This window comes from Peterkaempfera podocarpi, from assembly GCF_042466665.1.
Lineage (GTDB): Bacteria > Actinomycetota > Actinomycetes > Streptomycetales > Streptomycetaceae > Peterkaempfera > Peterkaempfera podocarpi.
The window spans coordinates 210,273-228,380 of the sequence record NZ_CP162102.1 but is presented as its reverse complement, the minus strand read 5'-3'; the positions used below and the strand labels follow the sequence as shown (position 1 = coordinate 228,380).

The following is an 18,108-nucleotide window of genomic DNA, read 5'->3' as shown; positions in this document are numbered from 1 at the left end:
CGCCGGCGCGCTTGGCGCGATCCTTGCGGACCATGGCAATCATGCCGCTGTCCCGGCCGGACGCCGCACGCGAACCTTGTGGCGAACGGAAGGGACACCATTCATGACTCGTATCGCCATCAACGGATTCGGCCGCATCGGACGCAATGTGCTGCGCGCACTGCTCGAACGCGACACCGACCTCGAGGTCGTCGCCGTCAACGACCTCACCGAGCCCACCACCTTGGCGCGGCTGCTCGCCTATGACACCACGGCCGGCCGGCTGGGCCGCCCGGTGAGTGTCGACGGGAACACCCTTGTGGTCGACGGCCGCCGCATCACGGTGCTCGCGGAGCGCGAACCCGCACAGCTGCCGTGGGCCGAGCTCGGCGTCGACATCGTGCTCGAGGCGACCGGCCGTTTCACCTCGGCCAAGGCCGCCTGCGCCCACCTCGACGCGGGCGCGAAGAAGGTGCTCGTCAGCGCACCGTCGGACGGCGCCGATGTCACGCTTGCGTTCGGGGTCAACACCGACGCATACGACCCGGCCGTGCACACCGTCGTCTCCAACGCCTCGTGCACGACCAACGCGCTCGCGCCACTGGCCGCGGTTCTCGACACGCTCGCGGGCATCGAACACGGCTTCATGACGACGGTGCACGCCTACACCCAGGAGCAGAACCTTCAGGACGGTCCGCACCGCGACGCCCGCCGCGCCCGCGCCGCCGCTGTCAATATCGTGCCGACCACGACGGGGGCGGCCAAGGCGATCGGCCTCGTGCTGCCGAACCTCGACGGCAAGCTGTCGGGCGACTCGATCCGAGTGCCGGTCCCGGTGGGCTCGATCGTCGAGCTCAACACGACGGTCGCCCGCGATGTGACGCGTGACGAGGTGCTGGCGGCCTACCGCGACGCGGCGCAGGGGCCGCTCGCCGGCATCCTCGAGTACTCCGACGACCCGCTGGTGTCCTCGGACATCACGGGCAACCCGGCCTCGTCGATCTTCGACTCGGCGCTCACCCGGGTCGAAGGACGCCACATCAAGGTGGTCGCCTGGTACGACAACGAGTGGGGCTTTTCGAACCGCGTCGTCGACACGCTCGGCCTCCTCGCCACCCGCTGACCGGACGCCGTTGCGGCCCCGCCCCGGGGCCGCGCTGTCCGGCGCAGTCCCGGCCCCGGCGAGTCCGGGCCGTGCGGGCGGCCCTTGCCGTCGAGGTCGCAGTCGACATGACTGCTCGTCAGATAGTGCGGCGGAGCAGCTGTGACATCGTCAACAATGGTGCCCCGGCGGGGACATGCAGCATGGGCTACCGAGGTCGTCGACCGGGTGCGGCGTGCACGTGCGGAGGGGCGGCCGGTCCCGGCCGCCCCTCCGTGGTGAATCCCTGCCTTCCTTACGGGCGGATCATGATGCGGTGCAGGTCAGCGTCGGGGTCGCGGCCGTGCCGTTGGCCTGGAAGCCGAAGGTGGTCGAGCCCTTGGCCGCCAGGTTGCCGTTCTGCGCGGCGTTCTTGGCGGTGACCACGGCTGCGCTCTGCTGCAGCGTGGTGTTCCAGGCGTTGGCCACCGTCTGCCCGCCGGGCCAGGTCCAGCCGACGGTCCAGGTCGAGGTGGGCGCGGTGCCGGGGTTGGTGACGGTGACGGTGACGTTGAAACCGCTGTTCCACTGGGTGTCGATGTGCCAGCCGGCGGTGCAGCCGCTGCCGCCGCCACTTGCAGCGGCCGTCTGCGCGGTGGCCGCCGTCGAGGCCGCCGAGCTGTTGCCGGCGGCGTCCCTGGCCCTGACGGTGTAGCTGTAGGTGGTGGACGCGGTCAGTCCGGTGTCGGTGTAGTTGGTGGTCGCGCTGGAGCCGACCAGGGTGCTGCCGCGGTAGACGTCGTAGGAGGTCACCCCGACGTTGTCGGTGGCAGCGGTCCACGACAGCGACACGCTGCTGGAGGTGGTGCCGGTGGCAGTGAGCCCGCTCGGCGCGGTCGGGGCCTGGGTGTCTCCGGTACCCCCGGTTCCACCGGTGCTCCCGCCACCGCCGCCGAAGCCGGGTGCCTTGATGCCGGCCAGGTAGCCGTCCTTGACGGTGTTGACCGTGCTCCAGTCGTCATTGAGGATGCCGCCGGTGTCACCCGAGTCGGGGTTCCACGACCAGAACGTCCACTGGAAGCTGTCGGCACCGTACTGCGCGGTGGGCCGCAGGTACTGGACCAGCGTCTTCAGCCATGTCTGGTCGGTGGCGGACTGCAGGGTGGTGCCGAACTCGCCGACCCACACGGGGGCGATGTTCTGGTTGAACAGGTAGCCCCAGTTCTTGTCCCAGATGGCCGACATGTTGCTGGGGAAGGACGGGTCGGTGAACCACGGCTGCGAGGCCACGCTGGTGCCGTACTCGTGGGCGGAGTAGACGAGGCGGTTGGCCACGCTGAGCTGCACCGGGTACTGTGCGGCGCCCTGGAGGTTGCCGCCCCACCAGGTCGAGCTGCCGTTGAAGGTCTGCACACCCTCGACGAAGATCAGCAGGTTGGGGTTGGCGGCCAGAACCGCGTTGCCGCCGCGCTGGGCGGCCAGCCGCCAGTCGGTGGAGGTGTCGCCGCAGCCCCAGCAGGCCGGGTCGTGCGGCTCGTTGTGCAGGTCGATGCCGACCACTGCGGAGTTGCCCACGTACCGGGTGGCGATTGCGGTCAGGTTGCTGAGCCACGTGGACTCCGGCACGGAACTGGTGTACCAGAGCGCGGACTGCCCGCTGGCGTCGGGACGGTGGCGGTCGAGGATGACCTTCAGGCCGATGGACCCCGCATAGTTGACGATCTTGTCCATCACCTGCAGCGAGTTCAGCCCCTGCAGGTCGGCGTTCATGTTGTAGAAGTTGATGCTGTTGGGCATCGTGCCCTTGAAGATGTCGTCGCTGTAGGGCAGTCGGATGGTGTTGTAGCCCAGCGACTTCATCTGGTCGATCATGCTCTTGTAGTCGCGTGACCACAGACCGTGTACGACATCGTTCGACGTCTCGAAGCCGAACCAGTTGATGCCCGCGATGCGCACGGGCTGGTTGCCTGCGTCCAGGATCTGGCGGCCGCTGGTGTGCCAGTAGCCCGAGCCGGGGGTGGTGGCGGCGTGGGCGGAACCTGTGGCCATGAGCGGTGCGGTGAGCAGCGCCATGAGGGTGGCGAGCAGGGCGGCCCATCGTCTGGTGCGGCCACGAAGGCGGATCATCGTTGTGCGCTCCTCTGCTGAGAGCTCGATCTCCGGCGGCGCCGAGCGGGTGGGGTCCGGCAGCTCGTCCGCAGTAGGTGGAGTGGGAGCGCTCCCATCCCTTGTCGAGGCGCACCCCAACGGGATGGCCCGAATAAAAACTGTGGACTGTCGACTGCCGGTTCGACGCCGCCAACCATCAAGCCAAGAAGCCGACGCGCCGTCAATAGATCGAACTGCGTTCATCTCTTGAAGGTGGTGACACTCTCCGAGCCACTGGTTCCCGGAGGGTCGCCTCTTGTGCTCCGCCCTGGCCCCCGAGTGGACCTCGGAGAGATGCGGGCTGGTGCATCGCGGCGAAGGGCGCAGTCGCTCGGCGGCGACGGGTGACGGGTCCGGCGCCGTCGGCCAGTCCCGATGCGGGGCTGCGGCACCGGCCGCCGGCCCGCGCATGGGGTTGCATCTGTGCAGGTCCGGACAGTGGACTGGGCAATCCGCCCGGAGGTGTGGCTCCCTCCGGCCTGTGCAGTCCTGCCATGTCCCGATCGGTCAGGAGTAACCGCCGCCCGTCCGCGGACGCGCCGAACTGCCTGGGCACCCTCGTCCACCCACATGGCGCTGGGACGGTACACCTCAGGTGTAGGGCAAGGGTGCTCGTGCTGTGAGTCGTGTGCCGGGTCGGTCAGGCCGCCGCAGCGAGTGGCCGGCCGCCCCACCGGAGGGCCTTCCAGCGCCTCGTTCGGTGAAGCACCCTCACCACCGGGAGAGCGGCAGAACCCGGCGCTGACCCTCGGAACGGCTGGGTCATCGGCCTGCTTCGGGGCCAGGCTGCTGCTGATTCCGGGTCAGGCCCTGGCGATGGTCCTGCCCGGCATCGGTTCTGCGAGTGCCGTCCGCCATTCGGGGGCACCGAAGGCATTCGCGAAGTACTGCGTCTCGTGCACCACATGCCCCTGGGCGAATTCCATGATGCTCACCGAGTACGTGGGCACCCCGTCGTAGGTGATGACACACTCGCTCACCCACAGGTCTCCGCCGCCGACGATCCGGTGGACGGCGAAGTGCCGGTCGGCAGGGTGACCGCCGCGTTGCGCCGAAATCGTCGCGCGGCCGCGGAATCGTTCACCTGACTGGGGGTAGTCGAGGATCGCGTCCGCAGCGTAGATGGCGTGCTCGGCTTCGGTGTCCCCACGTTCCGATGCCAGCCAGTGCTCCTCGAGTGCGGCCCTGATCCGGATATCAGGATCCATCGCATTGTCCCTTCTGCAGGCGGCCGGAGCGGTCCGGGGCCTGCGAACGCTTCCAGGCTTCCGGCCAGGAGGCTGGGCCGTTGAACGTCATGAGCAGCGGTGAGACCGTGAACCGCGCAACGCAGCGACCTCGGCTGTGCCGCCGGGCCCGAGGCGGGCAACCCGTGTTTCATGAGTTCCGCCATGAGAGGCCAAGGTCAGGCAAGAGCTGAACCTGGAAGTGCCATCTCGGGGAATTCCGCCCACGCGGCCTGGTGACTTCCGCCCCGACCTCAATGGGCCGACAGCGTCTCCTGAAGCCAGTCGAAAACAACCGCGCAGTGCTGCTGCGGCGCCATGGGGGAGCAGTGCAGCTGCGCACCGGTGGCCGCGGTGAGTTTCACGTACTCCTTGGGGGCCGTGATCCTGTCCAGCATCTGGCGTGGCTGGCCCGGGTAGAACTGCTCGAACTCGTAGTCGAGCACCAGGGTCGGTGCCTTGATGCGGCCGACCACGTCGGTGATGTCCAGAGCCTTGACGCGCTCGGCCGGGGTGTGGAAGTCGGTGAACATCCTGCCCTCGCGGGCATCCACCATCGCTTGGACGGAGAAGGGTTCCATGCGCTTCTTCATCGTCGCGGCCTCGAGCGGGGACAGCGCGGGAACAACCTCCTTGTTCCACAAGGCGTTGGTCTTCTCCTTGTCCGGGGTCAGGATCTCCCGGATCTCCGCCGGGAAGCCCAGCCACGGCGCGAGGCACCCGGGCATCGCCACCAGGGCGGCGATCCGGTGCTCGAACGCCGCGGCCCGGGGCGCCAGTGTGCCGCCCATGCTCAGACCGGTCAGGGCGATCCGGTCGGCATCGACATCGGCGCGGGCGACCAGCCAGTCCACGAGCGGCGTGACCACCCTCTCCCAACGTGGTGTGAAGACCACCCGGTCCACGAAGAGCAGCTGTCCCTGGCCGGGTCCGTCGTACACCAAGGCGTTCCAGTCGCGTTCCAGCGCGGCCTGGACGCCGTACGTCCACATGTCGACGTCCTGCCCGTCGCTGCCATTGGTGAGGATCACCGTGGGGCGCCGGGCTCCCGAGCGGTCCGGCCGGAAGAACCACACCGGCAGCGGAGTCTTCCCGTACGGGATGCCCGCCGTCACCGGAGCCGGATCGCAGAGCTTGCAGAAGGTGTCCCAGGCGCCGCGCCCGGCCCGGTAGAGCTGCTCCTCATCGCCCGGCTCGTCGGAACCCAGGACGAAGAACAGCGCCTGGCCGTAGTACTGCGCGGCCCGCAGTGCGCGCAGCCGCGTGGTCTCGCGCCCGGGCCTGCCGCCCTGGGGGGCCTTCAGCAGTTGGTCGCCGAGCTGCTGGAAGGTCCGGGTGTAGGTCTGTGCGGACAGCCCGGCCTTGTTGATCGCGTTCACGGCGGTGAGCACCTCGCCCACCTCGGCGGCCCCGTAGCCGGACGCCCCGAGCGCGAGAAGCCCGTTGAAGTTGAACCCCGGGTCCGGGAAGAGGGTCATCACTCCGGGCGTGGCACCGCCGACCGGCAACGGTGACGCGGTGGCATCCGGCGTGAGCACCTCCTCGGACGCATGCCGGCGCGCACACCCGGCAACCATCGCGGCTCCGGCCCCGCCGACGAGTCCGGCCAGGGCGGCACGCCGGGTCGGGCCGGACACCCGGTCCGGGAATGCATGGGTCATATCCACGGACTGTACGAGCCGTGCCCCTGTGCTCCTCTGTGCCGCGCCCGGCATTCCCCCGAAGGGCCCGAGGCTCCGAGGCCGGAGCCTACGCGGCCCGAAGCTCCGCGCCCCGTGTGCGCGGCGAGGGGCGACTCAACCGATGTGCGGGATCACCTCGCGGGCGAACAGCTGCATCGGTTCGAGCTGCGTGGGTTCATGGAAGTAGAGGATGAAGTACTGGATGCCGGCCTCGACCAGCCCGTTGAAGATGTCGACCAGCTGCCCGGGAGTGCCGACCGCACTGCCGGCTGCCAGCTCCGCGCGGTCGCGTCCACGCAGGTGGGGTTCCAGCAGACGGTTGAGGTCGGACTCGTTGGGTGCCGCGAACACGGACAGCGACGCGGTCCGCAGGATGGAGTCGTAGTTCCGGCCCACCGCGTCGCAGTGCCCGGCAAGCACCTCCAGCTTGTGCCGGTAGAACCCGGGGTCGGTGTGGTCGGTCAGGTTGCAGGCGTCCGCGTGCTGCGCCACCAGTCGCAGGGTGACCTTCTCCCCACTGCCGCCGATGAGCAGCGGGATGCGTGGCTGCTGGACGCCGGTGGGGACGTTGAGCGCATCGCGGACCTGGTAGTAACTGCCCGTCACGGTGCTGCGGGGTGCACTCAGCATCGCGCTCACCACCTGTGCGGCCTCACCGAGCCGGCGCAGCCGCTCGCCTGTGGCCGGGTACGGGAGCGGGTATCCGTACGCCTCGTACTCGCGCTGGTCCCAGCCGGCGCCGAGCCCCAGAAAAGCGCGTCCGCCGCTGGCCGCGTCCAGAGTGGCGGCCATCTTCGCCAGCAGTGCCGGGTTGCGGTAGCTGTTGCAGGTGACCAGCTGTCCGAGGCGGACCCGCGTGGTCTCCCGCGCCATGGCCGACAGACTCGTCCAGCATTCGAAGGTGGTCTCCGACTCGCCGTGGACCGGTTGGAGGTGGTCGTACAACCACACCGAGTCGAAGTTCAGGGCCTCGGCTTCACGTGCCACGCCGACCATGGCCTCGAACTGTGCCACCGGATCCGGCAGGTGGGCCAGATCGAGTCGCCAACCCTGGGGGACCACCGCACCCCACTGGATTTCCGTCACATTCCACCGTTCCCACGAATTGCACGAGATTGCTGCAATTACAGCACCCGATGTCCGGGGCCGCGGCGTGGTGTGCTGCTGCCTTGAGGTGTGTCGCCGACCGGGCTGACCAGCAGCGGGGGAGGGACGGAGGCTCGCCCGGCGTCCTCGGACACTGCCCGGGCATGCGCGGCCGCCTCGGCTTGAGCGAGGGATGGCGTGCCGTGGCATCCGTCCGGCATCGTCCGCGGGCGGTTCTTGTGGCGGGGCGGTGTGTGTTAGGTCCCCGGTGGGGGCGGGCGCCGGCCCGTGCGGGAGTGCGGCGAGGATGCTGTCGAGGGCCGGCTCGGGGCCGAGGGGGCCGAGGGGTCCTGGGCGGCGCGGGCAGGTGGCGCGGGCAGGTGGGGCTGCGAGCTGGGGCTGGGAGCGTTGATCATGCGTCACGTCTCACGCGGGGTGACTGCGTCCGCGGATTGCACGGCGGCGTCCCGCCGCCCTCCGCGGGCAGCGGCACCCGGTGCCCGAGGGGGAGGGCAGGGCCGCCGCCCCGCCCTCCCCCGGCGGACCGGTCAGCTTCCCAGGACCTGGAACTCGTACAGGGAGTAGCCGTACTGGGTGGCGCGCTGGGTGCCGTACATGCGCACATAGCGGCCGGAACCGGAGACGGAGAGGTTCTGGACCCCTCCGGTACCGGAGGTGGTGGAGTAGATCGTCGTCCAGTTGGTGCCGTCGGTGGACGTCTGGATCTGGAAGGCCTTGGCGTAGGCGGCCTCCCAGTTCAGATTGACCTGGGAGATGGTGTGGGTCGCCCCCAGGTCGACCTGGAGCCACTGCGGATCGCTGAAGGCGCTCGACCAGCGGCTGGTGGTGCTGCCGTCGACCGCGGCGGTGGCGGGGAAGCTGGCGTTCTCCACCGAGGAGGCGGTGGCGGGGTGACCCTGCGACAGCAGAGTGGCGCCGCCGCCGCCCCCGCCCGGGGGCTTGTTGTAGACGGCGACATAGTCGATGTTCATCTGGCCGCCGGAGACCGTGGCGGAGTTGGGGCCGCCGCCGAAGGCGTTGGGGAAGCCGCCGCCCATGGCCAGGTCGTAGATGATGAAGAACGGATGGTCGACGGCGTTCGACCAGGTGGTCGCGTCGACCTGGTTGGACTTCACGGTGAAGTAGTTGGTGCCGTCGAGGTACCAGCGGATCTGCTCCGGGGAGACCGAGCGGTCGATCTGCACCGCGTAGGTGTGGTAGCCGGTCTGGCAGCCGGAGCAGGCGTGCTCGCCGCTGCCGATGCCCGTGGTCTCGTTGCAGGGGCCGCCCGAGCCGGTCCCGCAGTGCAACGTCCCGAAGACCGAGCTGCGGCTGTTGATGTCCTCCAGGATGTCCACCTCGCCGGAGGTCGGCCACGGTGTCCCGGTGCGCAGCGTCGAGCCGAGCATCCAGAACGCCGGCCAGTAGCCCGCCCCGTTGGAGGTGGTGAGGTTGGGCTGCTGGATGGAGGACTGCATCATCACGACGCCGCCCGCGGGGGCACCGAAGGTCGCGGCCTGGGTCTCGATGCGGCCCGAGGTCCAGCCGGAGGTCGGGTTGGTGCCCGAGTGCAGCGCCTTGAGGACCAGGTGCCCGGCACCGTCCTGGAACACGTTGGACGTGCTGTTGGTCATCGTCTCGATCTCACCGGTGCCGAAGCTGCTGCCCGGGCCGGTGTCGTACTTCCAGTTGCCGGTGTCCACACCGGTGTTGGCGGCGCCGCTGAAGTCGTCGCTCCAGGTGAGGCTGAAGCCCGCGGGTGCAGCGGGGATCGCCGCGGGGCTGACCGCCGCTGTGCCCGCTGCGGGCACGGCGCCGACGGCCTGCGGTGCGGCCGCGAGCGCGAGGCCGGCCACGCTGAGGACGCCCGCGGCGAGGGCCGCGGTGGAGACGCGCACTCGGGCGAGGAGCCCGCGCGCTCTGCGGCCCGGGGGGCTCCCCGGGTCGGCATGGGGGTGCCGCTGTGACATGAGTTCTCCTTGGGGGGTGGGACCGGCAGGTGAACAGGGCGGCGCGTGACCCGGCGCAGAGTGCGTGAGTGCCGGGCCACCGAGCCTGAGAGAGCGCTCTCACGGAAGGTATCAGCGCTTGACTCGACATCGTCAAGACGTATGCGCCAGGGCAAATATGTGATGCATCGTCACCATGGCTGCAGGTCCCGCATTCAGGCCATGCAACGACCGTCGAGGGAGGCGGCCGCTTGCCGGGCCAGGGCGGGGCATCGACGACGGGACCCGACGTCAGACGGCGTGGCCGCCTGCGGGGAAGCGCGCCTGGAAGGTGGCGCCCCGGGGTGAGTCGACGACCGCGACCGTTCCACCGTGGTGCTGGGCGATGTCCAGGGCGATCGGCAGCCCAAGGCCGGTTCCGCCGTGGTCGCGGCTGCGTGCGTCGTCAAGCCGGGTGAAACGCTCGAAGATGCGGTGCCGGTCGGAGGGTCGGATCGCGGGGCCGTCGTTGTGGACCTCCAGCACGCTGGTACGCGGGTCCGCGTCGGCATACACGCGGACAGTGATCGTGTGCCGCGCATGGCGCTGGGCGTTGACCACCAGGTTGGTCGCCAGCCGTACAAGCCACTGCCGGTTGCCGAGCACGAGGACCTCCTCCTGCAGATCCAGGGTCACCCTGTGCGGCTCGTTCCCGAGACTGAGCACGGTGCCTCGGACGATCTCTGCGAGGTCCACCGGACGGGTCGGACGTTCGACGGCGCCGGCGTCCAGCCGGGCGAGCAGCAGCAGGTCCGCGGCGAGGCTCTGCAGCCGGTCGGTGTCCTCGAGGGCGCCTTCGAGCAGGTCGGTACGGACCTCCGGGTCGGGGTGGGCGAGGGCGACTTCGAGCTGGGTGCGCAGGACCGCGATCGGGCTGCGCAGTTCGTGGGAGGCGTCGGCGATGAACTGGCGCTGTCGCCGCCCGGCGACGTCGAGCCGGTCGAGCATGGCGTTCATGGTCGTTGCGAGCCGCACGATCTCGTCGTTGCCGCGCGGGATGGGCACCCGGTGGTGCAGCGCCTGCTCGCCGATGGCGGCCACCTGGGCGCGGATGGCCTCCACGGGGCGCAGCGCGCGGCCGGTGACGCGCCAGGTGACGAAGGCGACGGTGAGCAGGAGCAGCGGACAGCCGAGGACAAGGGTGAAGGCGGTCGTGGACTCGGCGGCGTCGGCTGCGCGCAGCGAGACACCGGCGTGCACGACGACCTGGCCGTCAGGGGCGGTGGCGACAACGGTCGTGACCTGCTGGTGGAGTTCGACACCCAGAGGGCGCAGATCCCAGGCGGCAGGGCCGGGACCAGGCGCGGCACGGGGCGCAAGGGCCGGGCGGCCCGCGATGTTCTGACTGGTCGCAAGGACTCGTCCGCTGGCGTCGACGACCTGGACGAAGTCGGTGCCGTGGGTGAGCGGCAGCAGCCGGGTCAGCTGCCCGTCGGCTGCGAGCCTGGCCACCGCCTCGGCCTGTTCCCGGGCACCCTGCTCGGCGGTGGCGCGCAGGTCCGTGTGCAGCAGGCCGAGCAGGGCCAGCGAGGCTCCGGTGAGGGCGACGGCCACCACCGAGCAGGCGGCGAAGGTCGCCCGGGCGCGTACCGATCCAGGGACCAGCCGGGCGCGGACGGTCCGGGCCCGGTGCCAGGCCAGTCGGAGCAGCGGGCTCCGACTGGGCACTGGATCCGCCGCGGGCTCCCCGGGGTCGGAACGGATAGTCATCCCGTTGCTGTCGTTGTCGCTGTCTTCGCTGGGCTCGGCAGTGCTGGGCCTGCGATCCGTATCCTGCCGATGACCGTTCAGGCGGTCGCCCACTCGTCCGGCCCTGGCCTTGCGGAACCTCCCGCGGGTCGTCCGCTCAGCCACCGTCCACCGCCAGCCGGTAGCCGGCGCCTCGCACCGTCTGCACCGCGGTCCGGCCGAAGGGGGCGTCGATCTTCCGGCGCAGAGCGCTGACATGGACCTCGACGACGTTCGGGTCGCCGTCGTAGTTCAGGTCCCAGATGTGGTCGAGGATGTCGCGTTTGGAGACCACCTGACCTGCGTGCAGGGCAAGGTGCTCGAGAACGGCGAACTCCCGCGCGGTGAGCCGGACGGGATCCCCGGCGCGCGTGCAGGTGCGGGCGCCGACGTCGATGACCAGGTCTCCCAGGCGCACCACCCGTGGGGGCCGGCTGCCGAGGCGACGTGCGAGCGCGCGCAGCCGTGCGACCAGGACGACGTAGGAGAACGGCTTGGACAGGAAGTCGTCGGCCCCGGTGTCCAGCGCCTCCGCCTCGTCCCACTCGCCGTCCTTGGCCGTGAGCATGAGGATGCCCGCGTCGTTGCCCGCCGCCCGCAGCATGGAACAGACCCGGTAGCCGTTGAGGCCGGGCAGCATGATGTCGAGGACGATGACGTCGTAGGGGTTCCGGCCCGCCTGGTGCAGGCCGGCGAGGCCGTCGTGGGCGACGTCGACGACGAAGCCCTCCAGCTCCAGTCCCCGTTGCAGTGCGGCGGCCAGCCGCCGTTCGTCCTCGACCACCAGTACGCGCACGGGTCCAGGATGACAGGTCGAGCTCGGCGACAGCTGAAGGGGACTTCAGGTTCTTCAGCTTGCCTTCAGGGCGTCTGGTGCATCCTCGGCATTCCAACGAAGCAGGTCCCCCTCAGACAAGGAGCCGAGATGACCGAACCCGTGGTGCCGGGCCCGCCCGATGACGAGCCGGACGTGCAGGAGAAGCCCGTGCAGGAGAAGGCCGTGCAGGAGGAGGCCGTGAAGCCGGGGCCCAAGCGCTCGGTGGTCCGCCGCTGGGTGAGCGGTCCTCGGTCACGGTGGGTCGTGGCCGGGCCGGCGGCCGTTGTGGTGGTCGGTGCGACCGTTGTGGCGACCGCGGCCGTGGTGCACCACCAGGACAGGGGCTTCAGCGTCCACGCCGTTGGGCCCGCCCTCGGCCTGCGCGGTGTTCCGGGCGTGCGGCGCGTTGTCCCGGACGCCCAGGGCGGGCGCGAGGCCGTCGTGGTCAAGGGCGGGCAGGACGCAACGGTGCCGCTGCCTCCCCTGGAGCAGGCGCCCGGCCCCGGAGCTCCTGGCGCGCAGGTCGCCCCGGCGCCTCTGCCGGAACTCCCGGCCGACCAGGGCCTGAAGAAGGCGGAGGGTGCCGTGGCCGGCGGCAGGGTCGAGTCGCTGCAGGCGGTCCCCGAACAGGGTGGCGGCAGCGCCTGGCAGGCCACGGTGCTGGGCCCCGACGGGGTACGTCACCTGGTGACGGTGGACGGGGCCACCGGTGCGATCACGAGCAACACGGCCATCGGCGGCTGAGCGGCGACGCCGCCGACCGGGTGGTTCCGGCCCGGGGACGGGCCGGAACCACCGCCGAGCCGGCCCCGCGGCGGAGCGGCCGCTCATTCGCCGCCCGCTGCTCAGTTGGGGGACTCGTCGAGTTCCGCGATGTCCTCCTTGCTCAACGTCAGCGCGCCGGCGGCGATGTTCTCTTCCAGATGGTCCAGTGAGCCGGTGCCGGGGATGAGCAGCACGTTCGGCGATCTTGCGAGCAACCAGGCCAGCGCCACCTGCGGCACGGTCGCGCCGCGGCGGGCGGCGACGGTGTCCAGGCGCTCGGCTGCGATCGGCTGGAAACCACCGACCGGGAAGAAGGGGACGTAGGCGATACCAGCCTCCATGCAGGCGTCGATGAGTGGGTCGTCATCGCGCCGGGACAGGTTGTAGAGGTTCTGGACACAGGCGATCGGCGCGATCTTCCTGGCCTCGGCGAATTCCGCAGCCGTGACGTTGGAGATGCCCAAATGCCGAATCAGCCCCTCCTCGCGCAGCGCGAGCAGGGTTTCCAGGGGCGCGGTCAGGGGTGTCTCGGTCCGGTCGAGGTCGCCCATCCGGAGATTGACCACATCCAGGCGGTCCACGCCGAGCGAGCGCAGGTTCGCCTCGACGCCACGGCGCAGGTTGTCGCGTGTGAGACCGGTCTTCTCGCTCGGGGGCAGGGCGAGATCAGAGCCCTCGACCAGCGCGCCCACCTTGGTCACGATCACCAGATCGTCCGGGTACGGATGCAGCGCCTCCCGGATCAGTTCGTTGGCCGCCACCCCGTCACGCGAGTAGTAGTGCGAGGTGTCGATGTGGTTCACCCCGAGATCCACGGCCCGGCGCAGAACGGCCAGCGCTGCTTCCCTGCTCGGCCGGTCGCCCCTCGGCCAACCGGTCAGCTTCATCGTGCCGTACCCGATCCTCGCGACGCTCAAGTCGCCGCCCAGTGTCCACCGTTGTCTCGTCACGATCAACACCCTAATGTCCCGGCGGGATGTGCCGGAGCACCCGCAGACTGCCTGCCCCCGCGAGCTTCTTCAGCCGGTGGCGCTCGGAGGCGGCCGCACGACGGGCACGACGGAGCCTGTTTCCATGGCCCCCGAAGGATCGTTCCCGGCACCAGGCCGCGCCCGTCTCCATATCCTGCGACCTCATGGCGACGCCCTTGAGTTGCCGAGGAAATCCGTTGGGCCGTCCGACCTGCTTCAGGCATGATCGACTCGTGGACACCTATCTGGAGACCGAGCGCCTGGCCCTGCGCCGCTTCACTGCCGACGACGCTGACCTGCTGATCGAGCTGGACAGCGACCCGGCGGTGATGCGCTACCTGACCGGCGGCAATCCCACCGCGCCGGAGATTGTCCGCGAGCGGCACCTGCCGAACATCCTCGCGGGCTACGAGAAGTGGGGCGGCGACCTCGGACTGTTCGCCGCGCACGAGAAGGACAGCGGCGCATTCATCGGCTGGTTCATCCTGCGTCCCGAGCCGGAGGGCCCGCTGGACGAAGTCGAGCTAGGCTACCGGCTGCGGCAGGCGGCCTGGGGCAGGGGTTATGCCACCGAAGGCTCGCGGGCCTTGCTGGGCAAGGCGTTCACGGAGCTCGATGTGCGCATGGTCTGGGCCGAGACGATGTCCGTGAACCATGGTTCGCGCAACATCATGAAGAAGCTCGACATGACGCTCGTGGACGCCATCCCCACTCCCTCCGACATGGAGATGATCGAGGGCTCCGAGCACGGAGGCGTACGGTACGAGATCACCAAGGAGCAGTGGGAGCAGTAGCCACGGCGCGAACGACCGTTCTGCAACCACACCCACCGGATCCGGTGGGCGGACGGCAGGTGTCGTACCAGGTTGAACCCAGGGCCCGCCACGGACTGCTGGCTGCCGTCAACGACACCCCTTACGCGGCGATCAGCGACTGGGCCGACAGTGGTAGCGGCGACGGCTCGGCGGCCCCACCCTGCCAGCAGCCTCGCTCCGCAACCCGGACATCACACCCGGACCGGCCTCGCCCCACATCCTGTTCTGGGGTCAATCGAGTGTTGACCGCTGGGGTGCCGCGATGAACAGTTCTGCGCGGCGCCCACTGCTCTTCCTGGATGTGGACGGGCCGTTGATCCCGTTCGGTGCGACATCGCGTCAACTGCCGGGCGGCTATCCGACGTACCCTGCACAGCCCGGATGGTGTGGTGTCGATGCGAATCCACTGCTGGACAGGCTAGATCCTGCTCTCGGGCCCCGGCTGATCGCACAGGGATGCGAGCTGGTGTGGGCCACGACCTGGATGGACGAGGCGAACGAGTGCGTGGGCCCGCGCATCGGCCTGCCACAGCTGCCCGTGGCGCTGTCGCCCGAGCCACCGGACGAGGTCGAGCACCACGGGCTGCACTGGAAGACTCGGAGCCTGCTCGACTGGGCGGCCGGTCGTCCCTTTGTCTGGCTGGACGACGAGATCACCGACGCAGACCGGGCCTGGGTGGCCACGCACCATCCGGAGCCGGCCCTGCTGCACCGGGTGGATGCTGCCACTGGTCTGACCGCCGCTGACTTCGCCGCTGTCGAGGCCTGGCTGCGCACGGCCCGCCTCAGGTTCTCCGGGGCCGAGTAACGCAGGGACGTCGATTTCCCTCTCAGGTGCCGCAGGGCTTCGGAGTTGGGGCATGCTGGACCGCTACCACCTAGCGGAGGGGGCCGACATGTCTGCTGAAGACCTGCCCGAGGCATCGACGGGTGTTCCGGTGCCGGGTGCCCCTGTGGACCTGATAGCCGGCCAGGTGCCGCTGTCCCAGGTGATGGCCGTGCTGGCCCGGGAGCGACCGGTCCTTCATTCGGAGGCAGATCTGCAGCATGGGTTCGCACGCGTGCTGTGGGAGCTGGACTGCGAGGTGAGGTGCCGCCTGGAGGTGCGGCAGACCACCTCGGACGGTATCGAGCACCTGGACCTGCTCTGCATCGGTTCGCGGGGGCGGACGGCGGTGGAGTTCAAGTACATCAAGCACGCCTGGAGCGGCTCAGTGGGCGCCGGCCCTCTGGGCGAGCAGTACGTGCTGAAGTCGCACGGCGCCACAGACGAGGCCCGGCGGGACTTCGTCTTCGACATCGCCCGGCTGGAGCGGTTCTGCGAACGGCCGGACCAGAACGGTCTGGCATTGATGGTCACGAACGAACCGGCCCTGTGGCGTGGACCCAAGCCGTCGGGCCAGCGGTCCCGTGACCACGAGTTCCGGCTGCACCAGGGCGGCACGCTGGCCGGCACGCTGCTGTGGGGTGGGGAGGATTACCCTCGCAACACCCGGGTCCTGCGCGGCACCTACCCCCTCAACTGGCGGCCCTACTCCCAGCAGGACGGGGCCGGGGGAGTGTTCCAGTACCTGGCGGTGTCCATCGAACCGGACAGCAAGGCATCCTCGGGCCCGGCCGAATCCGGCACATTCGACGTGGACCCGCGGACCTGACGGGACTGGGAGAACCCGTCGAACACGGCTTCGCGCACCTCAAGGCCCGGTGGATCCTCACGAGGCTCCGCACCTGCCCCCGGCCGCGTCACCCAACTCCCTTACAGCCTGCCAGCCCTGACCAACCTACAGGTCTGACACTGACAGACGATCAAGACTGCAGACTGCCGACCGTGACCAGCACAAGCAGCCCCGGTGGCCCCTCCGGCCAGCACGTTCGAAGAACGAGCGGGGGACCCCCGCCTTGCCTTCGCCGGCTTCGCTGTGGCCCTCACCTGGTTCCGGCGCCTCTCGCGTCAGCCGTGACGCAGCGGGCGTCCGCTACGGGACGTTCCAGGCGGAGATGAACGGCTGCCCGTCCTCCGCAGCCAGAATGCTGAGAGTGCCGGGATGCGGGTGGCCGAGCAGTCGGCTCGCGGACGCGTCGAGGCCCAGCCAGCGCACGGTGAGCACGCGGGCCAGATGGCCGTGCGCGACGACGGCGACGTCGCCGTCGCTCAGCAGGGGACGTATACGGTCCAGCGCCGCGTCAATGCGCGCGGCGACCTGCTGGAGCAGCTCGCCAGGATGTTCGGCATCGCCGGGAATGACGCCGTCCCGCCACAGGTCCCAGCCCGGCCTCGACTCGCGAATCTCCTCGGCGGTCAGGCCCTCGTAGCCGCCGTAGTCCCACTCCAACAGGTCGGGATCGGGCTTGGCGCCGGTCAGGCCGGCCAGCTCGGCCGTCCGCATAGCGCGGGTCAGCGGGCTGCTGAACACGGCAACCAGACGGCGGCGGGCCAGCCTCGGGGCAAGAGCCCTGGCCGCAGCCTCGCCCACGTCAGTCAGCGGAACGTCGGTCCGGCCGGCGTGTTGGCCGGACAGGCTCCACTCGGTCTGGCCGTGCCTGATCACTATCAGCTCACCCATAGCCGCGCACGCTACCGGCTCAGCAAATGAGATGGCTTCACAACCGGGTGGCAGGCGGCACACAAGCCGCGACGCGCAAGAGTTGGCGAAACCGCCCCGACATGCCCCGTCAGACGATCAGGACCGCAGACTCCCGCCCGTGACCAGCACGAGCAGCCCGGAGAGCCATCACGCCAGCCCCTCCGACCAGCACGTTCGCAGATGGCGAGGCGTCATCGTCGGTCCTGTACCGGGTGCTGCCCGGCGACGCTCCGGCCATGCCGGCAGCGTCGGCCGGGCCGGCGTGCACAGTCCCGGTAGCCACGGAATCCCACCGTGCGGCGTCCCCGACCTGGCCGCCTCCGGCGCCGCGCAGCTCGCCCGGACCCGGGCCGGAGCCCGGGCCCGGGCGAGTGTCGGAGGCGGGCCGTCGTGGATCAGTCGTTGTCGTTGTAGAGGGCCCCGGGCCTGGTGACACAGCTGATCGGGAGGAAGCCCCAGCCGAGCGCCGGGTCGCGGACCACGGCAGCCTGGCCGTCACGGGTGGCGAAGCGGTACATCACCGTGCCGGACGGTGCGCCGGCGGCGTCCGCCCAGTGGCCGCCGTTGGAAGTGAAGTCGGTGCCGTAGAAGTAGTTGTAGTAGAGGGTGCAGCCGGTGTTGGCAGGCGAGGCAGTGCCGTCGCCGGTGGCGTGGGCAGGAGCGTTGAAGTCACGCCCGATGTTCAGCCGGTGCGACAACATGTCCTTGGTGGTGTCGGAGCAGGAGTCGCTGACACTGCGGGCAAGAGTGCCCATGGAGCCGGGCATGGCCCAGCCGCACATGTTGAGCCGGGTGACCGCGCGGCCGTAGTGCCAGTTCGCCGGGGTGGTCTGCTCGTTGTCGAACTCCCAGCCGGGCAGGGAGCGTCCGAGGTAGTAGCCGCTCTGCTTGTTGACGATCCAGCTCCCGCCCCCAGTGATGGGCTCACCGGTGGTGGGGGAGTTGGCGGTCTGGATCTGCCAGACGTTCCCGGCAACCGCGGGTGCGGCGGCCAGGCCGGTGAGCGCGAGGCCCGCCGCGAGCGGGGCGAACCGTCGCAGGGCGCGCAGGAGGGAGGGGCGGCGGGGCATGGCTACTCCTCGGGGCAGGGGGCGTGCGGAGGGGATGTCGTTGCTCGGGCGGCGGCAGGACCAGCCGTTCTGGATCCGGGTGTGGCGGCCGGTGCCACCGTGGGCGGAGCCGTGCACCCGGCCGCCATGCCGTGGTTCCCGTACGGGTCCGGACCCGGCGGCGGGTG

General features: G+C 70.0%; 15 protein-coding genes. 5 read left to right on the top strand and 10 right to left on the bottom strand.

The window, feature by feature from the left end; all coding sequences use genetic code 11:
- Positions 1 to 103: 103 nt before the first annotated feature.
- Complete coding sequence (gap, locus tag AB0761_RS00990; RefSeq protein WP_377266905.1) at positions 104 to 1,102, top strand: type I glyceraldehyde-3-phosphate dehydrogenase; 999 nt, start codon at positions 104 to 106, stop codon at positions 1,100 to 1,102.
- A gap of 285 nt (positions 1,103 to 1,387) precedes the next feature.
- Here gap and AB0761_RS00985 read toward each other — a convergent pair whose 3' ends face one another.
- The 7 genes from AB0761_RS00985 to AB0761_RS00955 form a co-directional block, all read right to left on the bottom strand.
- Positions 1,388 to 3,187: a cellulase family glycosylhydrolase gene (locus AB0761_RS00985; RefSeq protein ID WP_377266904.1), complete on the bottom strand. Its 1,800-nt coding sequence runs from the start codon at positions 3,185 to 3,187 to the stop codon at positions 1,388 to 1,390.
- A gap of 824 nt (positions 3,188 to 4,011) precedes the next feature.
- A complete protein-coding gene (locus AB0761_RS00980; protein ID WP_377266903.1) occupies positions 4,012 to 4,416 on the bottom strand; it encodes a nuclear transport factor 2 family protein in 405 nt (134 codons plus the stop codon).
- Between the two features lie 272 nt (positions 4,417 to 4,688).
- On the bottom strand, positions 4,689 to 6,095 hold the full coding sequence (locus AB0761_RS00975; RefSeq protein ID WP_377266902.1) for an alpha/beta hydrolase family protein: 1,407 nt from the start codon (positions 6,093 to 6,095) through the stop codon (positions 4,689 to 4,691).
- 135 nt (positions 6,096 to 6,230) lie between these two features.
- The gene (locus tag AB0761_RS00970) at positions 6,231 to 7,202 is read right to left on the bottom strand and encodes a TIGR03560 family F420-dependent LLM class oxidoreductase (protein WP_377266901.1); all 972 of its coding nucleotides are present in this window, start codon (positions 7,200 to 7,202) and stop codon (positions 6,231 to 6,233) included.
- Between the two features lie 548 nt (positions 7,203 to 7,750).
- The gene (locus AB0761_RS00965; protein ID WP_377266900.1) at positions 7,751 to 9,172 is read right to left on the bottom strand and encodes a discoidin domain-containing protein; all 1,422 of its coding nucleotides are present in this window, start codon (positions 9,170 to 9,172) and stop codon (positions 7,751 to 7,753) included.
- Positions 9,173 to 9,442: 270 nt separating this feature from the next.
- Positions 9,443 to 10,900, bottom strand: coding sequence for an ATP-binding protein (locus AB0761_RS00960; RefSeq protein WP_377266899.1), 1,458 nt, complete (start codon positions 10,898 to 10,900; stop codon positions 9,443 to 9,445).
- A gap of 136 nt (positions 10,901 to 11,036) precedes the next feature.
- Entirely contained in the window at positions 11,037 to 11,714 is a 678-nt protein-coding gene (locus tag AB0761_RS00955; RefSeq protein WP_377266898.1) for a response regulator transcription factor, read from the bottom strand.
- A 129-nt stretch (positions 11,715 to 11,843) separates the two neighbouring features.
- Between AB0761_RS00955 and AB0761_RS00950 the strand changes: the two genes are divergently transcribed.
- Positions 11,844 to 12,479: a hypothetical protein gene (locus tag AB0761_RS00950; RefSeq protein WP_377266897.1), complete on the top strand. Its 636-nt coding sequence runs from the start codon at positions 11,844 to 11,846 to the stop codon at positions 12,477 to 12,479.
- Positions 12,480 to 12,580: 101 nt separating this feature from the next.
- Here AB0761_RS00950 and AB0761_RS00945 read toward each other — a convergent pair whose 3' ends face one another.
- Positions 12,581 to 13,429: an oxidoreductase gene (locus AB0761_RS00945; RefSeq protein ID WP_377273901.1), complete on the bottom strand. Its 849-nt coding sequence runs from the start codon at positions 13,427 to 13,429 to the stop codon at positions 12,581 to 12,583.
- A gap of 275 nt (positions 13,430 to 13,704) precedes the next feature.
- Between AB0761_RS00945 and AB0761_RS00940 the strand changes: the two genes are divergently transcribed.
- From AB0761_RS00940 to AB0761_RS00930, 3 genes are all read left to right on the top strand, one after another.
- Positions 13,705 to 14,265 (top strand): GNAT family N-acetyltransferase, encoded by a 561-nt coding sequence (locus AB0761_RS00940; RefSeq protein WP_377266896.1) that lies wholly within the window; start codon positions 13,705 to 13,707, stop codon positions 14,263 to 14,265.
- 283 nt (positions 14,266 to 14,548) lie between these two features.
- A complete protein-coding gene (locus AB0761_RS00935; protein ID WP_377266895.1) occupies positions 14,549 to 15,094 on the top strand; it encodes an HAD domain-containing protein in 546 nt (181 codons plus the stop codon).
- 88 nt (positions 15,095 to 15,182) lie between these two features.
- A complete protein-coding gene (locus AB0761_RS00930; protein ID WP_377266894.1) occupies positions 15,183 to 15,941 on the top strand; it encodes a hypothetical protein in 759 nt (252 codons plus the stop codon).
- Positions 15,942 to 16,262: 321 nt separating this feature from the next.
- On the opposite strand, the gene AB0761_RS00925 is transcribed toward AB0761_RS00930, so the two are convergent.
- Complete coding sequence (locus AB0761_RS00925) at positions 16,263 to 16,850, bottom strand: histidine phosphatase family protein (RefSeq protein ID WP_377266893.1); 588 nt, start codon at positions 16,848 to 16,850, stop codon at positions 16,263 to 16,265.
- 416 nt (positions 16,851 to 17,266) lie between these two features.
- Positions 17,267 to 17,941 (bottom strand): hypothetical protein, encoded by a 675-nt coding sequence (locus AB0761_RS00920; protein WP_377266892.1) that lies wholly within the window; start codon positions 17,939 to 17,941, stop codon positions 17,267 to 17,269.
- Positions 17,942 to 18,108 lie beyond the last annotated feature (167 nt).